Annotated in this window: 18 protein-coding genes and 1 pseudogene; 5 read left to right on the forward strand and 14 right to left on the reverse strand. The window is 48.3% G+C overall.

The genetic code is table 11. The annotated features are described in order from the left end of the window. Window positions 1-134: 134 nt before the first annotated feature. The 6 genes from uvrC to K2G41_RS08215 all read right to left on the reverse strand — a co-directional run bounded on the left by uvrC (window position 135) and on the right by K2G41_RS08215 (window position 7036). The gene (gene uvrC / locus K2G41_RS08190) at window positions 135-1946 is read right to left on the reverse strand and encodes an excinuclease ABC subunit UvrC (protein ID WP_300117179.1); all 1812 of its coding nucleotides are present in this window, start codon (window positions 1944-1946) and stop codon (window positions 135-137) included. A 106-nt stretch (window positions 1947-2052) separates the two neighbouring features. Next, window positions 2053-2571: an adenine phosphoribosyltransferase gene (locus K2G41_RS08195; RefSeq protein WP_300117181.1), complete on the reverse strand. Its 519-nt coding sequence runs from the start codon at window positions 2569-2571 to the stop codon at window positions 2053-2055. Window positions 2572-2648: 77 nt separating this feature from the next. Further along, a complete protein-coding gene (mnmG, locus tag K2G41_RS08200; protein ID WP_300117183.1) occupies window positions 2649-4529 on the reverse strand; it encodes a tRNA uridine-5-carboxymethylaminomethyl(34) synthesis enzyme MnmG in 1881 nt (626 codons plus the stop codon). After that, window positions 4519-4947 (reverse strand): rRNA maturation RNase YbeY, encoded by a 429-nt coding sequence (gene ybeY, locus K2G41_RS08205; protein ID WP_300117185.1) that lies wholly within the window; start codon window positions 4945-4947, stop codon window positions 4519-4521. The genes mnmG and ybeY overlap by 11 nt, the downstream gene beginning before the upstream one ends. Window positions 4948-5314: 367 nt before the next feature. Next, window positions 5315-6229: an LD-carboxypeptidase gene (locus tag K2G41_RS08210; RefSeq protein ID WP_300117187.1), complete on the reverse strand. Its 915-nt coding sequence runs from the start codon at window positions 6227-6229 to the stop codon at window positions 5315-5317. A gap of 27 nt (window positions 6230-6256) precedes the next feature. After that, window positions 6257-7036, reverse strand: a complete 780-nt coding sequence (locus tag K2G41_RS08215; RefSeq protein WP_300117189.1) for a radical SAM protein — start codon at window positions 7034-7036, stop codon at window positions 6257-6259. Between the two features lie 212 nt (window positions 7037-7248). Between K2G41_RS08215 and K2G41_RS08220 the strand changes: the two genes are divergently transcribed. Then, window positions 7249-7851: a DUF4254 domain-containing protein gene (locus K2G41_RS08220; RefSeq protein ID WP_300117353.1), complete on the forward strand. Its 603-nt coding sequence runs from the start codon at window positions 7249-7251 to the stop codon at window positions 7849-7851. A gap of 163 nt (window positions 7852-8014) precedes the next feature. On the opposite strand, the gene frr is transcribed toward K2G41_RS08220, so the two are convergent. Both frr and pyrH read right to left on the reverse strand, forming a co-directional pair. Next, entirely contained in the window at window positions 8015-8572 is a 558-nt protein-coding gene (gene frr, locus K2G41_RS08225; RefSeq protein ID WP_300117191.1) for a ribosome recycling factor, read from the reverse strand. Between the two features lie 42 nt (window positions 8573-8614). Then, window positions 8615-9325, reverse strand: coding sequence for a UMP kinase (pyrH, locus tag K2G41_RS08230; RefSeq protein ID WP_300117192.1), 711 nt, complete (start codon window positions 9323-9325; stop codon window positions 8615-8617). A gap of 263 nt (window positions 9326-9588) precedes the next feature. Between pyrH and K2G41_RS08235 the strand changes: the two genes are divergently transcribed. Both K2G41_RS08235 and K2G41_RS08240 read left to right on the forward strand, forming a co-directional pair. Continuing rightward, complete coding sequence (locus K2G41_RS08235) at window positions 9589-10299, forward strand: response regulator transcription factor (protein WP_300117194.1); 711 nt, start codon at window positions 9589-9591, stop codon at window positions 10297-10299. Between the two features lie 60 nt (window positions 10300-10359). Then, entirely contained in the window at window positions 10360-10950 is a 591-nt protein-coding gene (locus K2G41_RS08240; protein WP_300117196.1) for a ribonuclease HII, read from the forward strand. A gap of 85 nt (window positions 10951-11035) precedes the next feature. Here the strand turns inward: K2G41_RS08240 and K2G41_RS08245 are convergent, their stop codons facing one another. After that, window positions 11036-11809: a glycosyltransferase family 2 protein gene (locus K2G41_RS08245; protein ID WP_300117198.1), complete on the reverse strand. Its 774-nt coding sequence runs from the start codon at window positions 11807-11809 to the stop codon at window positions 11036-11038. 274 nt (window positions 11810-12083) lie between these two features. Next, entirely contained in the window at window positions 12084-12230 is a 147-nt protein-coding gene (locus tag K2G41_RS08250; RefSeq protein ID WP_300117200.1) for a hypothetical protein, read from the reverse strand. Between the two features lie 1172 nt (window positions 12231-13402). Between K2G41_RS08250 and nadA the strand changes: the two genes are divergently transcribed. Further along, window positions 13403-14368, forward strand: a complete 966-nt coding sequence (gene nadA / locus K2G41_RS08255; RefSeq protein WP_300117202.1) for a quinolinate synthase NadA — start codon at window positions 13403-13405, stop codon at window positions 14366-14368. A 47-nt stretch (window positions 14369-14415) separates the two neighbouring features. Beyond that, complete coding sequence (gene leuS / locus K2G41_RS08260; protein WP_300117204.1) at window positions 14416-17190, forward strand: leucine--tRNA ligase; 2775 nt, start codon at window positions 14416-14418, stop codon at window positions 17188-17190. Between the two features lie 122 nt (window positions 17191-17312). Here the strand turns inward: leuS and K2G41_RS08265 are convergent. The 4 genes and pseudogenes from K2G41_RS08265 to K2G41_RS08280 all read right to left on the reverse strand — a co-directional run. Further along, window positions 17313-18212: pseudogene (locus tag K2G41_RS08265) on the reverse strand (pectinesterase family protein); the annotation flags it as partial. Window positions 18213-18448: 236 nt separating this feature from the next. Further along, on the reverse strand, window positions 18449-19132 hold the full coding sequence (gene trmD, locus K2G41_RS08270; protein ID WP_300117206.1) for a tRNA (guanosine(37)-N1)-methyltransferase TrmD: 684 nt from the start codon (window positions 19130-19132) through the stop codon (window positions 18449-18451). A gap of 33 nt (window positions 19133-19165) precedes the next feature. Further along, window positions 19166-20551 carry an rRNA cytosine-C5-methyltransferase gene (locus K2G41_RS08275; RefSeq protein ID WP_300117208.1) on the reverse strand — a complete coding sequence of 462 codons (1386 nt, stop codon included), beginning with the start codon at window positions 20549-20551 and terminating at the stop codon, window positions 19166-19168. Window positions 20552-20584: 33 nt separating this feature from the next. After that, entirely contained in the window at window positions 20585-21052 is a 468-nt protein-coding gene (locus K2G41_RS08280) for a thioesterase family protein (protein ID WP_300117209.1), read from the reverse strand. Window positions 21053-21085: the final 33 nt, after the last annotated feature.

Genomic DNA, 21085 nt, shown 5'->3' on the forward strand with positions numbered 1-21085 from the left:
CCGCAACTACAAGGAAGGGTGCGATAATGAAAACCGACTGTCAGTTTTCTGAACCATATAAGACGAGCCTCCGGAATCCTGCAATCGAATTCCGGAGGCTCGTCTGTTCCGTAAAAAAGTATGCTGAGTCAGATCTATTCCTCGCCGTGAAGAGCACCATAGACAATGGATGCTTTGGCCGGACCGATGACTTCCGCGATAGTATCAATATCTGCTTCACGCAGCCGCTTGACGCTCTTGAAATGGGTTAGCAATGCCGTGCGTGTTTTCTCACCGACACCCTTTATACCATCCAGTTCGGATACGGCCTGACTCTTGCTGCGACGGTCACGGTGATGGGTGATACCGAAGCGGTGCGCCTCGTCACGCAGATGCTGCACCACACGCAGAGTCTCGCTATTCTTGTCGATGTAGAGTGGAATACTGTCACCCGGAAAATAGATCTCTTCAAGACGCTTTGCAATGCCCACGACTGCGATCTTTCCACGGAGTCCCATATCATCGAGAGCCTCCACTGCCGCCGACAACTGTCCCTTACCACCATCGACCACGATAAGCTGCGGCAAAGGGCGATCCTCGTTCATCAGACGCGTGTAGCGGCGCGTCAGAACCTCCTTCATCGAGGCAAAATCATCCGGGCCGACGACGGTCTTGATATTGAAATGACGGTAATCCTTCTTGCTCGGTTTTGCATCCTTAAAGACCACGCAGGAGGCCACAGGATTCGTACCCTGAATATTCGAGTTGTCGAAACACTCGATGTGTCGCGGAAGTTCGGAAAGATGAAAATCGGATTGCATACGGGTGAGAATCCGTTCGGTCCTTGTCTCAGGATTGCGCTTCTCCATCGTCTTGATCTTATCCACCCGATGCTGACGCGCATTTTTTTCGGACACTTCCAGAAGTTTCGCCTTATCGCCACGCTGGGGTATGATGAACTTCACGTCCTGCATTTCGACATCCGGTTCCTCCGCCACGATAACCTCATTGAATTTCACACCGAGCGACGCTGAAATTTCCGACATCGCATAGCCCAGAAGCTGTGCGCGCGACTCGTCCAAGCGACGTTTGAACTCAAGAGTGACTGAACGGACAACCGCTCCACGGCGGACATGCATGTAATTAATATAGACATCCGATTCCTCATCATCGATACCGAACACATCGATATCCTCGATGGTCTGCGAGACAATGACGCTCTTGGCCTGATAACGCTTTATAAGATCATACTGCTCCTTGATCTCCTGAGCCTCCTCGAAACGCAGCTCCATGGCAAGCTTTTCCATTTCGCCCTTGAGATATGCCAGAAGCTCGCCTGTCTCGCCACGGAGTATGATGCGGATACGGTCAATATCCCTGTTATATTCCTCAGGTGAGATTAGCCCCGTGCAGCATCCTTTGCAGCGTTTGAGATGATAGTCGAGACACAGACGTCCCTTTCCGGCCTTGACCCAATCGAGGGTCATCGGCTGCCGGCATGAACGCACGGAATAGAGTTTCTTGACAAGTTCCAATGTTGCGCGTGCCGACCCGGTGTCGGTGTAAGGGCCATAGTATTTCGACCCGTCCTTGATGCGCTGACGCGTCATGAATACCCTCGGATAAGGCTCATTCGTCACCGCGATCCACGGGTAGGATTTATCATCCTTCAGGAGCACATTGTAGCGCGGCTGATACTCCTTGATCATGGATGCTTCGAGATTAAGCGCATCCTGCTCGGTGGGGACTACGATATAGCTCATATCTACGATGGCCCGCACAAGGAGATTCGTCCGGAGCGAATCGTGGGTACGGTTGAAGTATGAGCTGACACGCCTCTTTAGGTTTTTAGCTTTTCCGACATAGATGACCGTACCCTCGGAATCATAGTACATGTACACACCGGGGGTATCGGGAAGGATAGATATTTTCTCAGTCAGTGAAGCCGATTTCTTGTGCTTGGCCATAATCGTATAAAAAAGTGTGTTTCCTTATAGTAAGATGAATCCCCGCAGGACCGCGAGCAAGCGTAGTCCTGCGAGGGATGTTATTGATGTTTCGTCAGTAGGTTTCTCAATAGGTGATGAGAGAGGTGACCTCTGCCTCCGCCGGAAGATTTTCACGACCCTTGAGATCAAGGAGCTCGATGATGAAGTTGATATAGATCTTTTTCGGGTTCATTGATTTCACAAGTTCGTAAGCAGCAGCCATGGTTCCGCCGGTGGCAAGCACGTCGTCGTGGATCACTACAATGTCATCGGGAGTGATTGCGTCGCGGTGAATCTCGATCACATCTTTGCCATACTCCTTATCATAAGAAGTGCTGATAGTATCGGCAGGAAGTTTTCCGGGTTTACGGACAGGCACAAAGCCTGCGCCGAGCTCAAACGCAAGAATAGAGCCACCGATAAAACCACGCGATTCAATACCGACGACCTTCGTGACACCTTTGTCACGGTAAAGCTGCGAGAGATCCCAGCCTATTATGTGCAGACCACGGGGATCCTTCAAGAGTGTGGTGATGTCACGGAAAATGATTCCTTTCTGAGGGAAATCATAGACATCGCGGATACGTCGCTTCAGATATTCCATTTTATAAGTATTAAGTTTAAAGTTCTACCAATTTTTCAAGTGTTTACGTCCAAATTGTTTCACGTGGAACAGCAATTTTATCGTCCCAACAGAAGCAAAAGGATGTTTATATCGGCCGGCGATATACCGGGGATTCTTGATGCCTGCGCAATGGTTTCGGGATTGATCTTTTCAAGTTTCTGACGTGCTTCGGTAGAGAGTGTCGTCAATTTTGAATAATCAATCTTACCGCGTATGGTGAGATTCTCAAGCCTTCGGAGCTTATCGGCGATCTGACTCTCGCGCTGGATATAGCCCTGATATTTTATCAGGATTTCTGCAGCTTCTATGATTTCGTCACGCCTGTCAGCCTCGATCTCACGCTCGATAAAATCAGCCAACGGCCCGATGCCGGCAGCAAGTGTGCGGATATTGAGAGCCGGACGCAACACGAGATCATAAAGCTTGACACCCTGTTTGAGCGGTTGCTCACCAATGCTTTCAAGATAAGGGTTGATCAGGGATGCCTTTACCGAAAACTCCTTACAGAAGTCGATGAGCGCATCACGCTGCCGACGCTTGCTCTCCATGATCTCATAGCGGTAATCCGTGGCAAGTCCAATGGCATGTCCACGGGGAGTGAGGCGCATGTCGGCATCATCCTGCCGGAGAAGTATCCGGTACTCCGCACGCGAAGTGAACATTCGATACGGCTCATCGACACCTTTAGTGACAAGGTCATCAATCAGCACACCGATGTAGGCCTCATCACGCGCAAGCGTGAACGGTGCCTCGCCCTTGACTTTGAGCGCAGCGTTTATTCCGGCTACCAACCCCTGTCCGGCTGCTTCCTCATATCCCGTCGTACCGTTGACCTGTCCGGCAAAATAAAGTCCGGAGATCAGCTTGGTCTCAAGTGTATGGTAGAGCTGAGTTGGATCGAAGAAGTCATATTCTATGGCGTAACCGGGACGGTAGATCTGCACATTCTTCAGCGCAGGCACTGTCTCCAACGCACGTATCTGAATATCGACGGGAAGCGATGATGAGAAACCGTTGAGATAGTATTCTGTGGTCACCTCACCTTCCGGTTCAAGAAAGAGCTGATGCTCGTTCTTATCGGCAAAGGTGACTATCTTTGTCTCGATGCTCGGACAGTAGCGCGGTCCGATACTCTTGATCTGACCATTGTAAAGCGGTGAGTCAGGAAGCCCTTCCCTTAGTATGCGGTGGGTTTCGGGATTGGTATAGACTGTGTGACAAGGACGCTGGCGCAGACGGCGATGCACGTTGGAGAGATAAGAGAACTTATGGAAATCATTGTCGCCCTCCTGAAGAGTGGTGAGGCTCCAATCAACGGACCGTCCGTCAATACGGACCGGGGTACCGGTCTTCATACGGTCAGTGGTGAAACCAAGTTCACGCAATTGTTCGGTTATGCCGTGTGCAGCAGGTTCAGCCACACGGCCACCCGGCAGTTGCACCGGACCTATATGCATGAGTCCGTTGAGAAAAGTTCCTGCTGTCAGCACCACGCTCTTTGTATTGAACACCACTCCGAGCGCGGTCTTCACACCGGTGACACGCCCCTCCTCTATCACGAGTGAGGTGGCCGAATCCTGCCATATATCAAGATTGGGTGTATTCTCAAGAATGTTGCGCCAGAGACGCGAAAACTCCATGCGGTCACTCTGCGCACGCGGACTCCACATCGCGGGACCTTTCGAACGGTTCAACATGCGGAACTGGATCGCACTCTCGTCCGTAACGACCCCCATCATTCCGCCAAGTGCGTCGATTTCACGCACAATCTGGCCCTTGGCTATACCTCCGACAGCCGGATTACAGCTCATCTGGGCAATCTTATTCATATCAATAGTCATTAGCAGCGTGCTCACTCCAAGACGTGCGGCAGCATGAGCTGCTTCACATCCTGCATGACCTGCTCCTATGACTATAAGATCGTAGTCAAATCTCATCTAAAAGTTTAAGTGCTTTATTTTCAAATGATTCCATTATTTCACGTTCACCCGGTCCTTTATCATTGATTCCACATAAGTGGAGCACACCGTGGATTATCACCCGCAGGAGTTCACGCTCATAGGTAGCATTGACCATGACCGAATTGGACCGGACTGTGTCAAGTGAAATAAACATATCGCCTGATATCATCTTCCCCCGACAATAATCAAAGGTGATGATATCCGTAAAATAATCGTGATTGAGAAACTGACGGTTTACCTCGATGATCTTCGGATCATCGCAAAAAATATAGGTAAGAGGACCGACTATACGGTTGTGTGAAGCCGCCACCGCTGCTATCCATCGTTCAAGGCGTGCGGTGTCAATATCAGGCATTTTTGTAGTGCCATCGGTCAGCCACTCTATTTTCTTCATGTTACAAAGTTAGTCAATTTTTCAATTAACGTCAAAAAATTTAAATGCCTCATGATCACGATAGCCGAAAATCAAGATAATACATTAATTATAAACATATTACATCAAATTTAACCCTTTCAGAATCGAATATTTCAAAACATTCGCACACCTATGCGTGATTTTTGGCTTCTCAGCGAGTTAATTCGCAAAAAAACTATTATATTAAATATGTAAGTATATTACTAAATAATACACCTAATATATAAGTGATGCAATTTCATCAACCATGCCCATAATTTATTTATTAATTACATAGACACATTAATCCATATATAAAACTATTAAATATGGGCGATAAATTAAATTCAACAGGCTGACCTCTCCCCTACCCTATTGTCAGTAATTTTGAAAATTCAGTTGTGACTTCAAGCCGGACTGTCGATGAGCAAATCATCGGAACATTGTGATCCACGTGACCGATCGGAAAATTATATGCCACGGGAAAATCAAAGGGAGCGACCATCCGCGAGATCATCTCCTCCATGCTTTGTGAATTTCTGTCGGGAGCATAGTCCGTGAATTGACCAACGATCAATCCTGCGAGTGAACCAAGAGCACCGCTAAGCCGAAGTGTGTAGAGAATACGTTCAACCTTATAGATCGGTTCAGCGATATCCTCGATGAAAAGTATGCGGTCCGGCTTGATTACATCAAAAGGTGTAGATACGAGTCCGGCAACAACAGCAAGATTTCCGCCGACCAAAAGTCCCTCGGAAACTCCGCTCCGATTGAAAGAACTACCTTCAACTTCGAGATCAGGAGTGGCACCCTCAAGTTCGCTGAACAGCAACAGCGAGTCATCGTCGAGTCCTGCCGACTGGGCTATATGTTTCGTCATAGGTGCATGAATCGATTTTATGCCCTTGGATGTCATCAGCGCATGGAGAGCGGAAATGTCGCTGTAACCCACCACCCACTTGGGATCGTCGCGCAACGGAAGCCGGTCGAGCTGTTCAAGAAGGTGGACACATCCATAGCCGCCACGCGCACAAAGGATGGCACGTGTATCGGGATCGAGCAATGCGTTTGCCAGATCTTCGTAACGCTCCTCATCCGTTCCCGCATACGTCCCCGCACGGTTAAAGGTATTCTCGCCGACATACGGAATCCATCCGCGATCGGCAAGAACCGGCAGACAATTATAGACAAGTTGAGGCTTGATGATACCCGCCGGCGACACTATGGCTATGCGGTCGCCACGGCGAAGCGGACGCGGAGTTAGGACTGGAAGGTCTGACATTATGCTCTCTGATTTAATCAATTTTTATCATGCCACCTGCACCGGTATTCCGGTAGCGGATGCTATCTTCTCCCCTATCCTTTCGAGCTCATCACGCCCGACTTTCTCAAGATTCTCGGCGGGGGTCTTGCGGTCTATCGAATAGATCATGATTTCACGCGGGCCGATTTTCTTGTATGCGTCAATGAGGGCATCGACCTCGGCCGGAGTAGTATTGTCGATATGCTTACCATCGAATTCGCCACGCAGAAACATCGTCTGGACTATGCACTGACTGCCGAAACGCGCTATATCCTCGACCGCCTTTCCGGAAGTAAATTCAGGGTTATTCGGACGATCGATAAGATGCATTGTCTCTGTTATGGCCGAGTCAAGTTTCAGAATATTGTTATCGACTTTCCGCAAAGCATCGGCCACCGCAGGTCGGTCAAGACGGGTGGAATTACTCAGCACACTCACTTTCGCTGCCGGATAGTACATGTCGCGGATACGGAGAGTATCATCGATCACACCGCTGAATTCAGGATGCAGCGTCGGCTCTCCGTTACCGGAGAAAGTGATGACATCGAGCGGCTCTCCGGCCTCGCTCATGTTTTTCAGACGAGTCTCTAGAAGTCGTGCCACTCGTTCGCGTGGAGGAAACCCCGTCGTGCCGGGTCCCTGCGCATTAAATCCAGCCTCGCAGTAGAGACAGTCAAACGAACATATCTTACCGTCGTCAGGGGTCAGATTGACACCGAGCGACACTCCGAGCCGTCGTGAACGGATCGGGCCGAAAATAGTGGAGTGGAAGAGTACGGTCTGCATGTTGAAAAATTTATCCTGTACCTACGGTTTCGCGGTTAAATTTCCATCGAGACGTAGGTGAAAAAGTTTACCTTTTGAAAATTCCTATTATAATAATATAGGTATAGAGCAAAATTAAGCATTTTTTTCGGTGCGGTGCTTTGTTTTGGAAATAAAAATCGCCATCTTTGCATTTATTAATCATCCGTAACTCTAACAACAAGGAATATTTCATGGATTTCGCACGTGATTCTTTCAAAATTTTTGCTGATACTACAGCTCTTTACCATGTCACCGACGATGTCGATGCCCATGTAGCCAATCCATATCCCGAAGGAAGCATTCAAGCTACACTTTTTGCTAAAAACTGGATTGATGCCGTACAGTGGCATCTCGAAGATATTATCCGTGACCCCAACATTGACCCCGTGGCCGCTCTCGCCCTGAAACGCCGTATCGACAAGTCCAATCAGGACCGCACCGACATGGTGGAGGAAATCGATACATACTTCCGCGAGAAATACGCTGACGTAGCTCCCCTCCCCGATGCCACCATCAATACCGAAAGTCCGGCATGGGCACTCGATCGCCTCTCTATTCTCGCACTTAAGATTTACCACATGGCCCGTGAGGTGGAACGTACAGACGCTTCACCCGAACATATAGCCAAGTGTCAGGCTAAACTTGACATTCTTCTCCAGCAGGAACAGGATCTAACCACCGCTATTGACCAACTCCTTGATGATATCGCTGCAGGACGTAAATACATGAAAGTCTATCGTCAGATGAAGATGTACAACGATCCTTCGACCAATCCTGTGCTTTACAAAAAATAAATCGCCTTCCCCCTCCTCCATTATTATTTGACTGGGATGGCATATAAATTAAAAAATGGTGGTGAAACTCCTTTGCGGGAATTTCACCACCATTTTTTAATTTATTAGACCGCCTGACAGATTTTTTCCAATTCTGCAAGCAATCATCTTTTCTGCAATAGTATCACACGGTAAGGATTTCCTTCTCCTTTGCTGCGAAAAGATCATCGATCTTTTTGAGATATTTGTCGTGGAGCTTCTGAACATCGTTCTCGGCATCCTTCTCTACGTCCTCGCTCATGCCCTGCTTGATAGCTTTTTTCAGACCGTCAATTGCATCACGACGGGCATTGCGGACACTGACTTTGGCGGTCTCGGCTTCAGCCTTTGACTGCTTCACGAGAGTGCGGCGACGCTCCTCCGTCAGCGGGGGAATGGAAAGACGGATGATCTCACCGTTATTTTCAGGAGTAATGCCGAGTTCGGAATTGATAATTGCTTTTTCAATCTCCTTGAACATTGCCTTTTCCCAAGGAGTGATAGTGATAGTGCGTGCGTCGGGAACTGCAACATTTGCTACCTGTGACACGGGTACATTAGTACCATAGTAGCTCACACGTATCGAATCAAGGATCTTCGGATTTGCTTTACCTGCACGGATGTGGGCCAGAGCCTCGTCGAGATAAGCCACGGCCAGCTCCATTTTTTCTTCGGCCGGAAGTAAGTAGTCGGAGGGTTCCATATATTATTTAATGTATTAAGTTATCGGTAAGAATTAAATTTTTCAATATACCAGTGTGCCGATAGGCTCACCCTTGATCACTTTGAGGAGATTGCCGGGAGTGTCCATATCAAATACCACGATGGGCAGATGATTCTCCTTACAGAGAGCTGTAGCAGTGAGGTCCATCACTTTCAGTCCGCGTGTATAGACCTCATCATAAGTTATCTTGTCAAACTTAGTCGCAGTCGGATCTTTCTCAGGATCAGCCGTATAGATACCATCCACACGTGTGCCTTTCAGCATCACGTCGGCCTCGACCTCGATGCCGCGCAGCGCGCTGCCCGTATCTGTGGTGAAGAAAGGATTTCCGGTGCCACCGGCTATGATGGCCACTTCACCGCGCTGCAGGGCTTCGATCGCAACACGGTTGGAGTAATAATCGCCAATGGGATACATGTTGAGTGCGGTGAACACCTTTGCAGGCTGACCGATCGCATCGAGTGCCGACGAGAGGGCAAGCGAGTTGATGACAGTCGCAAGCATACCCATCTGATCACCTTTCACACGGTTGAAACCTTTGGCTGCACCTGAGACACCACGGAAAATATTACCGCCTCCGATGACAATAGCCACCTGTACACCCATCGAACAGATCTCCATGATCTGACGGGCATAATCATTCAGACGGTCGGTATCGATTCCGTAACCCTGCTTGCCCATCAATGATTCGCCACTGAGTTTGAGCAGGACTCTTCTGTATTTCGGTTCCATAAAAATATTAGCTTTTTTATATTGTCCGGTATATGTTTTTGATATTTCAACAAAGGTAAGGAATATTCCAAGAATTATCCAATCATTAACCGCTAAAATTTATCTAATTCCACCTTTTTATAATATGTACGCGTGAATTATACATGACAATTTGATTTCAAACTTTACACAATTTGGTTACAAATTTTTCTAATAGAGTGAGATTTTTTAATTTTGTATTGTCAACCGTTTAACCCTATACTTACCTCTTCTCACTTAATTCCGTGAGCAATTCTGAATCTAAAAATACGCCTTCGATTCTGCTCGTTGACAACGACAGAAATATAACTTCGCTTCTTGAGGGAAATCTCCAAAGCGAGGGTTATCGCGTCATGTCCGTTCCGACAGCAGAGGATGCGCTCATGCTTCCACTCGAAACCTTCAATCTCGTCATAACCGAAATCCGACTCCCCGGCGAAATTGACGGATTCGAACTCCTTGACCGCATGAAAGAGGACCGCATGACGAGCCATATTCCTGTGGTGTTCTGCACTGTCCTCGATACTGAAAACGATATTATTGCCGGACTCAACAGTGGTGCCGACGATTATGTGATAAAACCATTCTCCCTGCGTGAATTCATGGCGCGTGTCCGTTCGGTGCTACGCCGTCACAGGAATTTTGCGCCTGTTGCCACAGCCCGAACTATTGAATACCGCACATTGATCCTCAATGTCGATTCCAGAGGTCTCATTATCGACGGTGATACAATCTCTCTTTCACCTACCGAATTTACAATCCTTACCTGCCTGATGCGCTCGCGCAACAAACTTTTCACACGTGAGGAGATTTTTGCCACCGCGTGGCCCGGCGAGGAAATGAATAATCCCCGTCTCGTCGATGTGAATATCTCACGCCTGCGTAAAAAGCTCGGTGCCTATGGCCAGAATATAGTCAACCGCTCCGGTCTCGGCTACGGATTCATGGACATGTAAAAAAAGCTGTGTAAGGTTATCATACAGCGATAGATTCTTTTCCTCTAAAGCCCTCCTGCCATGCTCCCTTCATCAACCACACCCTTCATTCTCGAAGCCGGATGCGATGAAGCCGGACGCGGCTGTCTGGCCGGACCGGTATTCGCGGCGGCTGTGATTCTTCCGGACGGATATACTAACGATCTTCTTAACGATTCGAAAAAACTTACCGCCCGTCAGCGCGAGATACTTCGCCCGATCATAGAACGTGATGCTGTCGCATGGGCCGTTGCATGGTGTGATCATGAAGAAATTGACAGCATAAACATTCTCAACGCCTCAATCCTTGCCATGCACCGCGCACTCGACCAACTCGATGTCGTTCCCGGTGCTATCGCCGTCGATGGCAACCGCTTCAAACCTTACAAGGATATCCCCCACGTCACCGTTGTCAAGGGTGATTCTAAACTCGGCAACATTGCCGCGGCATCAATTCTTGCCAAAACCTATCGTGATGCCTTTATGGAAAATGCAGCCAAGGAATATCCGGGATATAACTGGGAGATCAACAAGGGTTATCCTACGCGTGATCATCGCGCAGCAATCGCCAAACTCGGTCCCTCCCCACTCCATCGTATGACTTTCAGGCTTCTGCCTGATTCAGAGATTTGATAACCGGACTCCTTACAATTACCTCTGATCATTTCAGTAAATCGTTAGGCAAATCGTATGGTTTGACCCGTGCTGAGGTCAGTCTTTAGTCCTTACGCCTGTTCTCTTTATTTTTAAGTTTACGAGCCGTTTTATAGGCGATGATCTCTGACCGATAGGACTGTAAGGAGATCTCACGACCCACCTTTCCTTCAAAAAGTCCCCCTTCGCTGACAAAACTGTTCCAGAAAGCTTTCACTCCATGAGCCACCGGACTCAACAGACCTATGTTCTCATCACGGGCAGCAAGCACCTTAGCTTTCATAGCCGCATGTGAGACGGCTACCTTTTCATATTGTTCACGCGTGTCGCAGCGATGATGGAGTATATCCCCGTCAAGTAATTCCGGTCTGACTGAATCGCGGAATATCACCGTCTCAGAAACATCACGCAGATTCCAGTTGGCATAACGCTTATCAAAAAGCCTTATCTGGCGGTCAGGATACCATCCGCAGTGTTTCACCGGGACACCACAATAAAAATTCAGGCGCGATATGCTATAGACCCTGTGACCGAACCCCTCCTCCTTGAGCCGCTTTATTGACTCCTGAAGAGCCGGCGACAGAAGCTCATCGGCATCGATCGAAAGAATATATTGATGTGTCGTAAGTGAAGTGGCATATTGACGCTGAGCACCGAAACCGTCAAATTTACGCGTGCTCACCTTACATCCGTACTTCCTACAGATTTCAATTGTCCGATCGGTAGAACCGGAATCAACCACTATTATCTCATCCGCCACACCACGCAGCGATTCCAGACAGGCTTCGATGTGCCTCTCTTCATTATAGGCAAGTATTGTGGCAGAAATTTTTTTCATTGCTCAGTAACAGGGTTAACCAATTACAAATGTAAATGAAATATTTCAGAAAGAGAATAATTTTACATTAAATTTATGACCCGCATCAAAAAAACTTATAAAGGAACTTTCATTGAACTTATTTCCTTATGTCACGTAAAGAAGAATATTTATTCTGTTTATCCTTTTTAAACACAGGAAAACATCCTATTAATCCAAGGATAAAAGCAAAAAGCTATTAAAATGTGTATATTTAACAAATTTTAATCCTGTAATTTATACCATAATTCAGCAGTTATTTGTAATTTTGTATCGCTAACGTCAGTAGGCTTATAGCTACTATCAAAGCAACGCATAACACAAAGTCAACTAAAAAAGTTAGGTTAATGGGATGAGGTGACTGGGAAGTTCCCTCATCTTTTTTATTTTTAGTTTTTTCCATAGCTTTCTATAATTATGCCAAAGCTCACCGAGCCTTGCTGTCATCACCTACTCATAGCCATTCAGTCATTATTTTGTATGTATATCTACTGGTTACCGAACTCCATTTTGGATGACTCTCCCTTCACAATAAAGTGATCTAAAAATCCGGAAAAAATACCCCCATTACCGTGATTTAATGCCTCAAACTATGATCTCTATACAAAATCAAAAAGAAATAAAAACAGCCATAGTTAACAAATTTTAACTATTCGGGGGGGGTAAATCTTCACTTTTCTTTGCTATCTTTGTAGCGCAATAAAATGCCGGTAGGCATTAGCATTACTATCTAAGCAACGCATAACACAAAGTCAACTAAAAAAGTTAGGTTAAATGAGATGAAGTGACTGGGAAGTTATTTCATCTTTTTTTATTTTACCCCGCCCCTCATCCCCCTGACTTCGTCACTCAAAAATCAATTATTTTGGCCTAATGGACATTTTGAGTGATGAAATTGAGTCTAAATATTGATATAAGATCCGAAATCATTTTCTTGTAATTATCCCCCTTTCCAATACTAAAACTATTTTTTTAATTCCAAGCATTGATAGCTATCCCCCCTACATCTCCATTTCTTCCCGATCAGCTATTTTCAGTCTCATCCGAGAGTATTGACAACAACTGATGATGACCATTCCGCCCCTACATCAATCCTCAGCTTTTATCCGTTTTCAGACCCTTCATGACATGTTGAAAAACCGTTCGATTTCGAGTTTTCAACACTGTTCATAACATTGTTGAAAACTGTAGATAACAAAACAATGACTTTTTAAAGAATTGGCTTGCATATATCATATACCATTCGCTATATGACTTACAGACATTCAACAAAATAAGTTATCAATAATCTCTCAAACGGTTTTCAATACCCTTTTCAACAGAAAACGGTTGGAAATACCATGAAAAGTTTTTAACTTTGCACATTATTAACACGATGTTAATAACATCGGTAAGTAATCGAATTTATGATAGTTAATATGTCAATAACCTTGATGAAAATGTTAACCGGACATCAATAACCCAAAAATGCAAGAAATAGGGCTAAAAGTTATTTCGCTTATTAACATCCACTATAATTCTTCTTACTGAGTTTTTTGAAAAAAATTTTTTCCACAAAATAAAAACATAAAATAAATGAATGTTGAAAACGGGTTTGTAGATGTCCCGGTAGAGGCCGGTCTGGACCTCGTTTCTGAAATAAAGAAACTGAAGGAGGAGAAGAACGCGGCCATACTCGCGCACTACTACACGGTCGGCGAGATTCAGGATCTGGCTGATTTCGTCGGTGACTCCCTCGCTCTCGCACGGATTGCCGAAACCCTCGACAATGACATCATAGTAATGTGTGGTGTCCACTTCATGGGTGAGACTGTCAAGATCCTTTGTCCCGACAAAAAGGTACTCGTCCCCGATCTCAATGCCGGCTGTTCGTTGGCCGACAGCTGTCCGGCCGATGAGTTCAGGACTTTTGTCGAGAGTCATCCTGATCACACGGTCATAAGCTACGTCAACACCTCGGCAGCCGTGAAGGCTCTTACGGATATAGTGGTCACTTCGGGCAATGCCATGAAAGTGGTGTCATCGCTTCCGGCCGATGAGAAAATCATATTCGGTCCTGACAGGAATCTGGGAAACTACATCAATTCCTGCACCGGACGCGAGATGCTTCTTTGGGATGGCGCATGTCACGTCCACGAGCAGTTCTCGCTTGAAAAGATCCTTGAACTCAAAAAGGCACATCCCCAAGCCAAAGTGCTTGTCCATCCCGAATGTCCCGCACCGGTCCGGATGGTAGCCGATAAGGTAGGTTCGACAGCCGTGCTGCTCGAATATGCGGTAGCCGATGACGCCACCGAGTTTATTGTGGCCACCGAGAGCGGTATTCTTCACGAGATGACCCGCCGCTGTCCTGAGAAGACTTTCATCCCGGCTCCTCCCAACGACTCGACATGTGCATGTAACGATTGTGCGTACATGAAGCTCAACACTCTTGAGAAGCTTTACAACACTCTCCGCTACGAGCTTCCTGAAGTGCATGTGGATGAAACCATCATCGAGGATGCCCGCCGTCCCATCACCCGTATGCTCTCTTTAAGCTGAGATGTCACGGTAAATAATTGACATTTCACCCCGATCATTTCGCAATCATGGAATATAATCATAAAGACATCGAATCACGCTGGCAGAATTACTGGCGTGACAACAAGGTCTATAAGACCTCTATTGACACATCGCGTCCCAAGTATTATGTACTCGATATGTTCCCCTATCCCTCCGGAGCAGGTCTGCATGTCGGTCATCCCTTAGGCTACATCGCATCCGATATCTATTCGCGTTACAAACGTCTGCGTGGCTTCAACGTCCTCCATCCAATGGGCTACGATGCCTACGGTCTCCCTGCCGAGCAGTATGCCATCCAGACAGGTCAGCATCCCGAAAAGACAACATCGGACAACATCGCACGTTACCGCGAGCAGCTTGACCGTATCGGTTTCTGCTATGACTGGGATCGTGAGGTGCGCACATGTGATCCTAAATTCTATAAGTGGACCCAGTGGGCCTTCATGAAGATGGTCGAGAGCTATTACGACACTGCTGTTGACAAGGCTCAGCCTATATCTAAGCTCGTTGAGCATTTCGAAAAGGAAGGTTCTAAGGGCATACATGCCGCTTGCTCCGAGGAGCTTGATTTCACCGCTGATGAGTGGAAGGCTATGTCCGAGAAGGAGAAAAGCGACGTGCTGATGAACTACCGCATAGCTTATCTCGGCAACACTATGGTGAACTGGTGTCCGCAGCTCGGCACTGTGCTTGCCAACGATGAGGTGAGCGAGGGTCTTTCGATTCGTGGCGGTTATCCGGTCGAGCAGAAACTCATGTATCAGTGGTGTCTGCGCGTCTCGGCCTATGCACAGCGTCTGCTTGACGGTCTCGAAGAACTTGATTGGACTGACTCGCTCAAGGAGACACAGCGCAACTGGATTGGTCGTTCGGAGGGTGCGGAAATGCGTTTCCCTATCGTCGGTTCTGACCTCGAACTTGAGATCTTCACCACACGTGCCGATACGGTGTTCGGTGTAACCTTCATGGTTATGGCACCTGAGAGCGAGTATGTCGATAAGGTCACCACTCCTGAGCAGCGCAAGGCTGTCGATGAGTATCTTGAAAGCATCAAGCACAAGACAGAGCGCGAGCGCATGATCGACAAGAAAGTTTCAGGTGTGTTTACAGGAAGCTACGCTGTCAATCCCCTTACCGGAAAGGAAATACCTATCTGGATCAGTGACTACGTGCTGGCCGGCTACGGAACAGGTGCTATCATGGCAGTTCCCGCCCATGACAGCCGTGACTACGCTTTCGCCCGTCATTTCAATCTCCCGATCATACCTCTCATCGAGGGTTGCGACGTTTCGGAGGAGAGTTTCGAGGCCAAGAGCGGTAAGATGATCAACTCGGCTTCAGCCGATTTCTCGCTCAACGGTCTTGAAGTGCCCGAAGCAATCGCAGCCACTAAGAAGTATATCGAAGAAAAGGGTATCGGTAAGGTAAAGGTCAACTATCGTCTGCGCGACGCTATTTTCAGCCGTCAGCGTTACTGGGGTGAGCCTTTCCCCGTATATTATAAGGATGGTATCCCCCATTTGATGGATGAGTCGGCTCTCCCCCTCCTTCTTCCTGAGGTTGACAAATATCTTCCCACCGAGACGGGTGAGCCTCCGCTGGGTCGTGCAAAGAACTGGATGACCCCCGAAGGTTATCCTATCGAGCTTAACACGATGCCCGGTTTCGCAGGATCGTCGGCCTACTATCTCCGTTACATGGATCCGGACAACAACGAGGCTCTCGTATCCAAGGAAGCCGATGAATATTGGCGCAACGTCGATCTCTACATAGGAGGAACTGAACATGCTACAGGTCACCTCATCTATTCCCGCTTCTGGAATAAATTCCTTTATGACCTCGGATATGTAGTTGAACCTGAACCGTTTAAGAAACTAATTAATCAGGGGATGATTCAGGGACGAACCAACTTCGTATATCGTATCAAGGACACTAATACTTTCGTTTCTTATGGTCTCAAGGATCAGTATGACACCACTCCCATCCGTGTCGATGTCAACCGTGTGAGCAACGATGTGCTTGATCTCGATGCTTTCCGTGCATGGCGTCCGGAATTCAAGGATGCGGAATTTATCCTTGAGGACGGTAAGTATGTCTGCGGTTGGGCTGTAGAGAAAATGTCGAAATCAATGTTCAATGTTGTTAATCCCGATGATATAGTAGAGCGTTATGGTGCTGATACGCTTCGCCTCTACGAGATGTTCCTCGGCCCGATCGAGCAGAGCAAGCCTTGGGATACCAACGGTATCGACGGCGTGAACCGCTTCATCAAGAAACTCTGGGGACTTTTCTACAAGGGTGATACCTGTCTTGTGGATGATTCCAAACCGTCTGCCGAGGCTCTGAAGGCCGTACACAAGCTTATCAAGAAGGTTACCGGCGACATTGAGTCATTCTCTTACAACACTTCAGTAGCGGCTTTCATGATCTGTGTAAACGAGCTTACATCGCTCAAATGTCACAGTCGTGAAGTGCTCGAACCCCTCGTGGTTGTCCTCGCTCCCTTCGCTCCCCACGTGGCAGAGGAACTCTGGCATGTGGCTCTCGGACATGACACCACCGTCAATGATGCCAAGTGGCCTGATTGGAACGAGGAGTATCTTAAAGAGAACACTGCCAATTATGCCGTTTCGTTCAACGGTAAGGCTCGCTTCACCATTCAGGTACCCGCCGATATGTCCAAGGACGAAGTTGAGAAACTGGCCCTCTCACATGAATCCTCAGCCAAGTGGCTCGACGGTAAGACTGTCCGCAAGATCATCGTCGTCCCCAACAAGATCGTCAACATCGTCGTTGGATAAGAAATTTAAAGTATAGGTAATACCTGAACATTTTCTAAACTAAAAGATACTGCCCCGCCTATAAAACAGGCAGGGCAGTATCTTTTATAATTATTTGAGCAGGCTTAATAGTTGTCTGAACTTTACTTCTGTGACAGTGGATTCCAGCCATCTTCACCGGCGAGGACTGTGGTGATGGCGTAAGGGGTGGGATCGGTCAGTTGACGGGAATAGGATGCTCTGGCTTCGGGATTTGCGCCGGGACCTTTGCTGTTGTACTCACCGTAGGTGACTGTCTGTTCGTTGGAAGCCTTACCCCAGTTGTTCCACCCGGCCGGAGAGATGTGCTCTCCGAGGTCGCAATTGATGAAAATGGCCTGTGCGTAGGGTCGCCAAGGACGCGACAGTGGCACATTCTTCACACCATCCGCTCCCGTAAGCTTACAATCATGGAACACGTAGCCATATTTGCTATCTTCAGGGGTGGCGGGGGCGGTTACATAACCATTGCCACGGCTATGGATATTGCAGCGGTTAAACACGGCTGTAGCTTTGCCGAAAATGAAATCTACAGTGCCTTCGATATAACAATCCTCGTAGTACTGGCGCGTGGGATAGCCGTAGGTGTAGAGGGTGTCCTGACAGCCGAGGAAACGGCAGTTGCGGAACGTAGCTCTGTCACCGCTCACAAAACAGGCCACAGCCTGTCCGACGGGGCCGGCACTGTTTTCAAACGTAATGTTCTCCGCAATGAAGTCAGGAGCATAAATGTAGCATGAAGCTGATCCGGAGGTTGACTTCCCCTCGCCGAAGCGGTTGAGTTTCGAAGCATAGTCATCGTAGGTGATCACAGCACCGTCCTCACCTATGAGTGAAACCTGTATCTTGCATTCGGGGATGATGACTTTTTCCTTATAGTTTCCCTTCTTGACGAGTATATTGGTCCGGTTGGCTTTACGGAAGTCAGGGACTGCATTGATGGCCTCCTGTACGGTGGTGAAATCACCGCTACCGTCTTGAGCGACAACGAAGTCATATTTACGCTCGTCAGCTGAAGCTGAAATGATGCCTACGAGAAGCAGGAATAGGGATAATGATTTTTTAAGCATGGTTTGATTGGTTTTATCAGGTATTATCTAATTGGCTTGTAGGGACGCGGCGTGCCGCGTATGCCGAACAAAATAGTTATAGCCGTTATTTCGGAAAGATGTATTATTCCATTCGGCATACGCGGCACGCCGCGTCCCTACAAATCATAAATTTATAATGAATAATGCGGTTACTCCATCCCTTTCAGGAGGTCGGGGCGGAGGCGACGGGTGCGTTCGAGAGCTTGCTCGTGTTTCCAGTCATCGATCTTGGCTTTGTGGCCTGAGAGGAGGATATCGGGGACACGCCATCCCTTGTACTCGGCAGGACGGGTATAGACGGGAGGTGCGAGTAGATTGTCCTGAAAGGAATCGCTAAGCGCGCTCTGCTCGTCACCTATAGCACCGGGAATAAGGCGCACGATAGCATCTGCGATCACTACCGCCGGGATCTCACCGCCGGTCAGCACATAGTCACCGATTGAAATTTCCTTTGTGATGAGATGTTCACGTATGCGGTAATCCACCCCCTTGTAATGTCCGCAAAGAATTATAAGGTTCTGTGCGAGTGAGAGTGTATTTGCCATAGGCTGATCGAACTGCTCTCCGTCAGGCGAAGTGAAGATCACCTCATCATAGTCACGTTGCGATTTGAGATCGGCTATGGCGCGGTCAACCGGTTCGACCTGCATGACCATTCCGGCCTCACCTCCGAAGGGATAGTCATCGACCTTGCGATGTTTGTTGGTGGTGTATTCGCGCAGATTATGGACCACGATTTCAGCCAGCCCCTTGTCCTGCGCTCGTTTGAGGATCGAACAGTTGAGGGGCGATTCAATCATTTCGGGGAGTACGGTGAGAATGTCGATTCGCATTGTGTATGGTAGATTTTTTTGACGGTTGTTTTTTCAGTTGATTTTCGATTTTATGCGCCAAGGAGCCGGATATAGATTATTGGACCGGTTGCCGATGTTCTTCACAAAACCGAGCGGACGGTCATGAAAGGTAAGCAGGACGAAACCGCGCGGTGTACCGTCGGGCAGGCTTACAGCCTCACCCGAAAGATAGGCAAGTGCCTCATCGCGCGTGAGCTCACAGTGTGGGAATGCTTTCCGTGCCAGTAGTGGCGACAGGGCAAGTGACTGTGAGGGAATGAGGTCGCGTCCCTTGACATTGCCGATGAGGACACCTTCATGGATTACGTCAAGCTCTTTTTTTATTTTTTTAAGCATATCGGCGTGAAGGCGCGGAAACGCGCTTATACGGTCTTCTTCGCCGTAGATGGTATATTTGTCCTCAGAACCGGCCTGAAGCCAAGAGAGGGCCTGTGAGAGCTGCTGTGATGGCTTGTTTTTGGTATTCTTCTCTTTGCCGGAGGATCTTTTTTCGGCACGTGGCTCACCCGGCTTACGGATGACAGCCACGAAGAGACCTTCACCTCTCACGCGGCCCGGCAGGAAGCGGTAGCAATGAGCGGCCGTCCCGATTCCGGGGCTTATTCCACACTCCGGACTGACATTGATCTCCACGCTTTCACCGTCGAGCTCACTGATGATGCGCCCGACCATCTCCTCGTTCTCACTGCGGTTGAAGGTACAGGTGCTATAGACGAGGTATCCGCCGGGTTTAATGGTCGGCCACAGGTTGCCGACTATCTCCCACTGGCGTTCGGCACACTCGCGTATCAATCCGGGCGACCACTGGCTGACAGCCTCGTCGTCCTTACGCATCATGCCCTCGCCCGAACAGGGGACATCGGCTATCACTATGTCGAAACTCTCCTTCAGGCGACGGAATGATGCCGTGTCGCCGCGCGTCACTATGACTGATGGAGATGACCACTTGATGATGTTCTCGCGGAGGACAGCCGCACGTGAGGGGACATATTCGTTGGCCACCATCAACGATCCTTCTGGGAGCACGTCGATCACGGCTGTGGTCTTACCTCCGGGAGCTGCACACGAGTCGAGCACACGCAGAGGCGATGAGATGCCGGCGGTGAGTTGCGCCACGACATGGCTGTGGAACATCGAGGATGCCTCCTGCACATAGTAGCCTCCTTGATGGAAAAGCGGATCGAAGGTGAAGCGCGGACGGCTGTCGAGATATAGACCGCTGTCACACCAAGGGACAGCCGGGCCTCCGAAGTCAATATCGCTCTCCTGAATCCCTTTCAGGCGGTTGAGGCGCACGGATGTGGATGGTTCGCCCTCCGAAAGAACCGTTTTAAGCTCCTCCAGACCCATTTCGGTCAGCATGGCGAGAAATTCATCAGGAAGTTGGCGTGATGACATGGATCGGGTGTAGTATTTAGCGGGTGAATAAAATTATTCCTGAGTTTTCTTTTTCTGAAGCTTACGGCCCTCGTAAGCTTCGAATTTCTTTACCCATTCGTCCGATATGGGCATTGAAGTGTTGGTCTTGATGTCGAAACCGGCCATCACTGTGCGGCATGAGCATTTGACCTGACGGTCAGGAAGGGCGTAGATGCGCTGTTCGAGGGTTATGCTCTTCTCTCCTATGGCCACGGCTGCGGTCTCGACCTCGATTTCTTCATGGAAGAATGTCGGCACGCAGAAATTCGCGTTGATATTGACTATCACTACGCCCATTTCGCGTATATCCACCGGACCGCCGTTGACCGCCTCGAAGTAACGGGCTTTGCCAAGATCCATGAACGTAAGATAGACACTGTTGTTGAGGTGTCCGAGCAGATCTATGTCGTTGAACCTCATCTGTAGGGGGATGTGATGACGGAATGCGTCAATACCTACTTCGCAATGGTTGGTACTCATGATTATACTGGAAATTGTGAAGTTTTTATTAGT

This window comes from Duncaniella sp., from assembly GCF_029056165.1.
Classification (GTDB): Bacteria; Bacteroidota; Bacteroidia; order Bacteroidales; family Muribaculaceae; genus Duncaniella.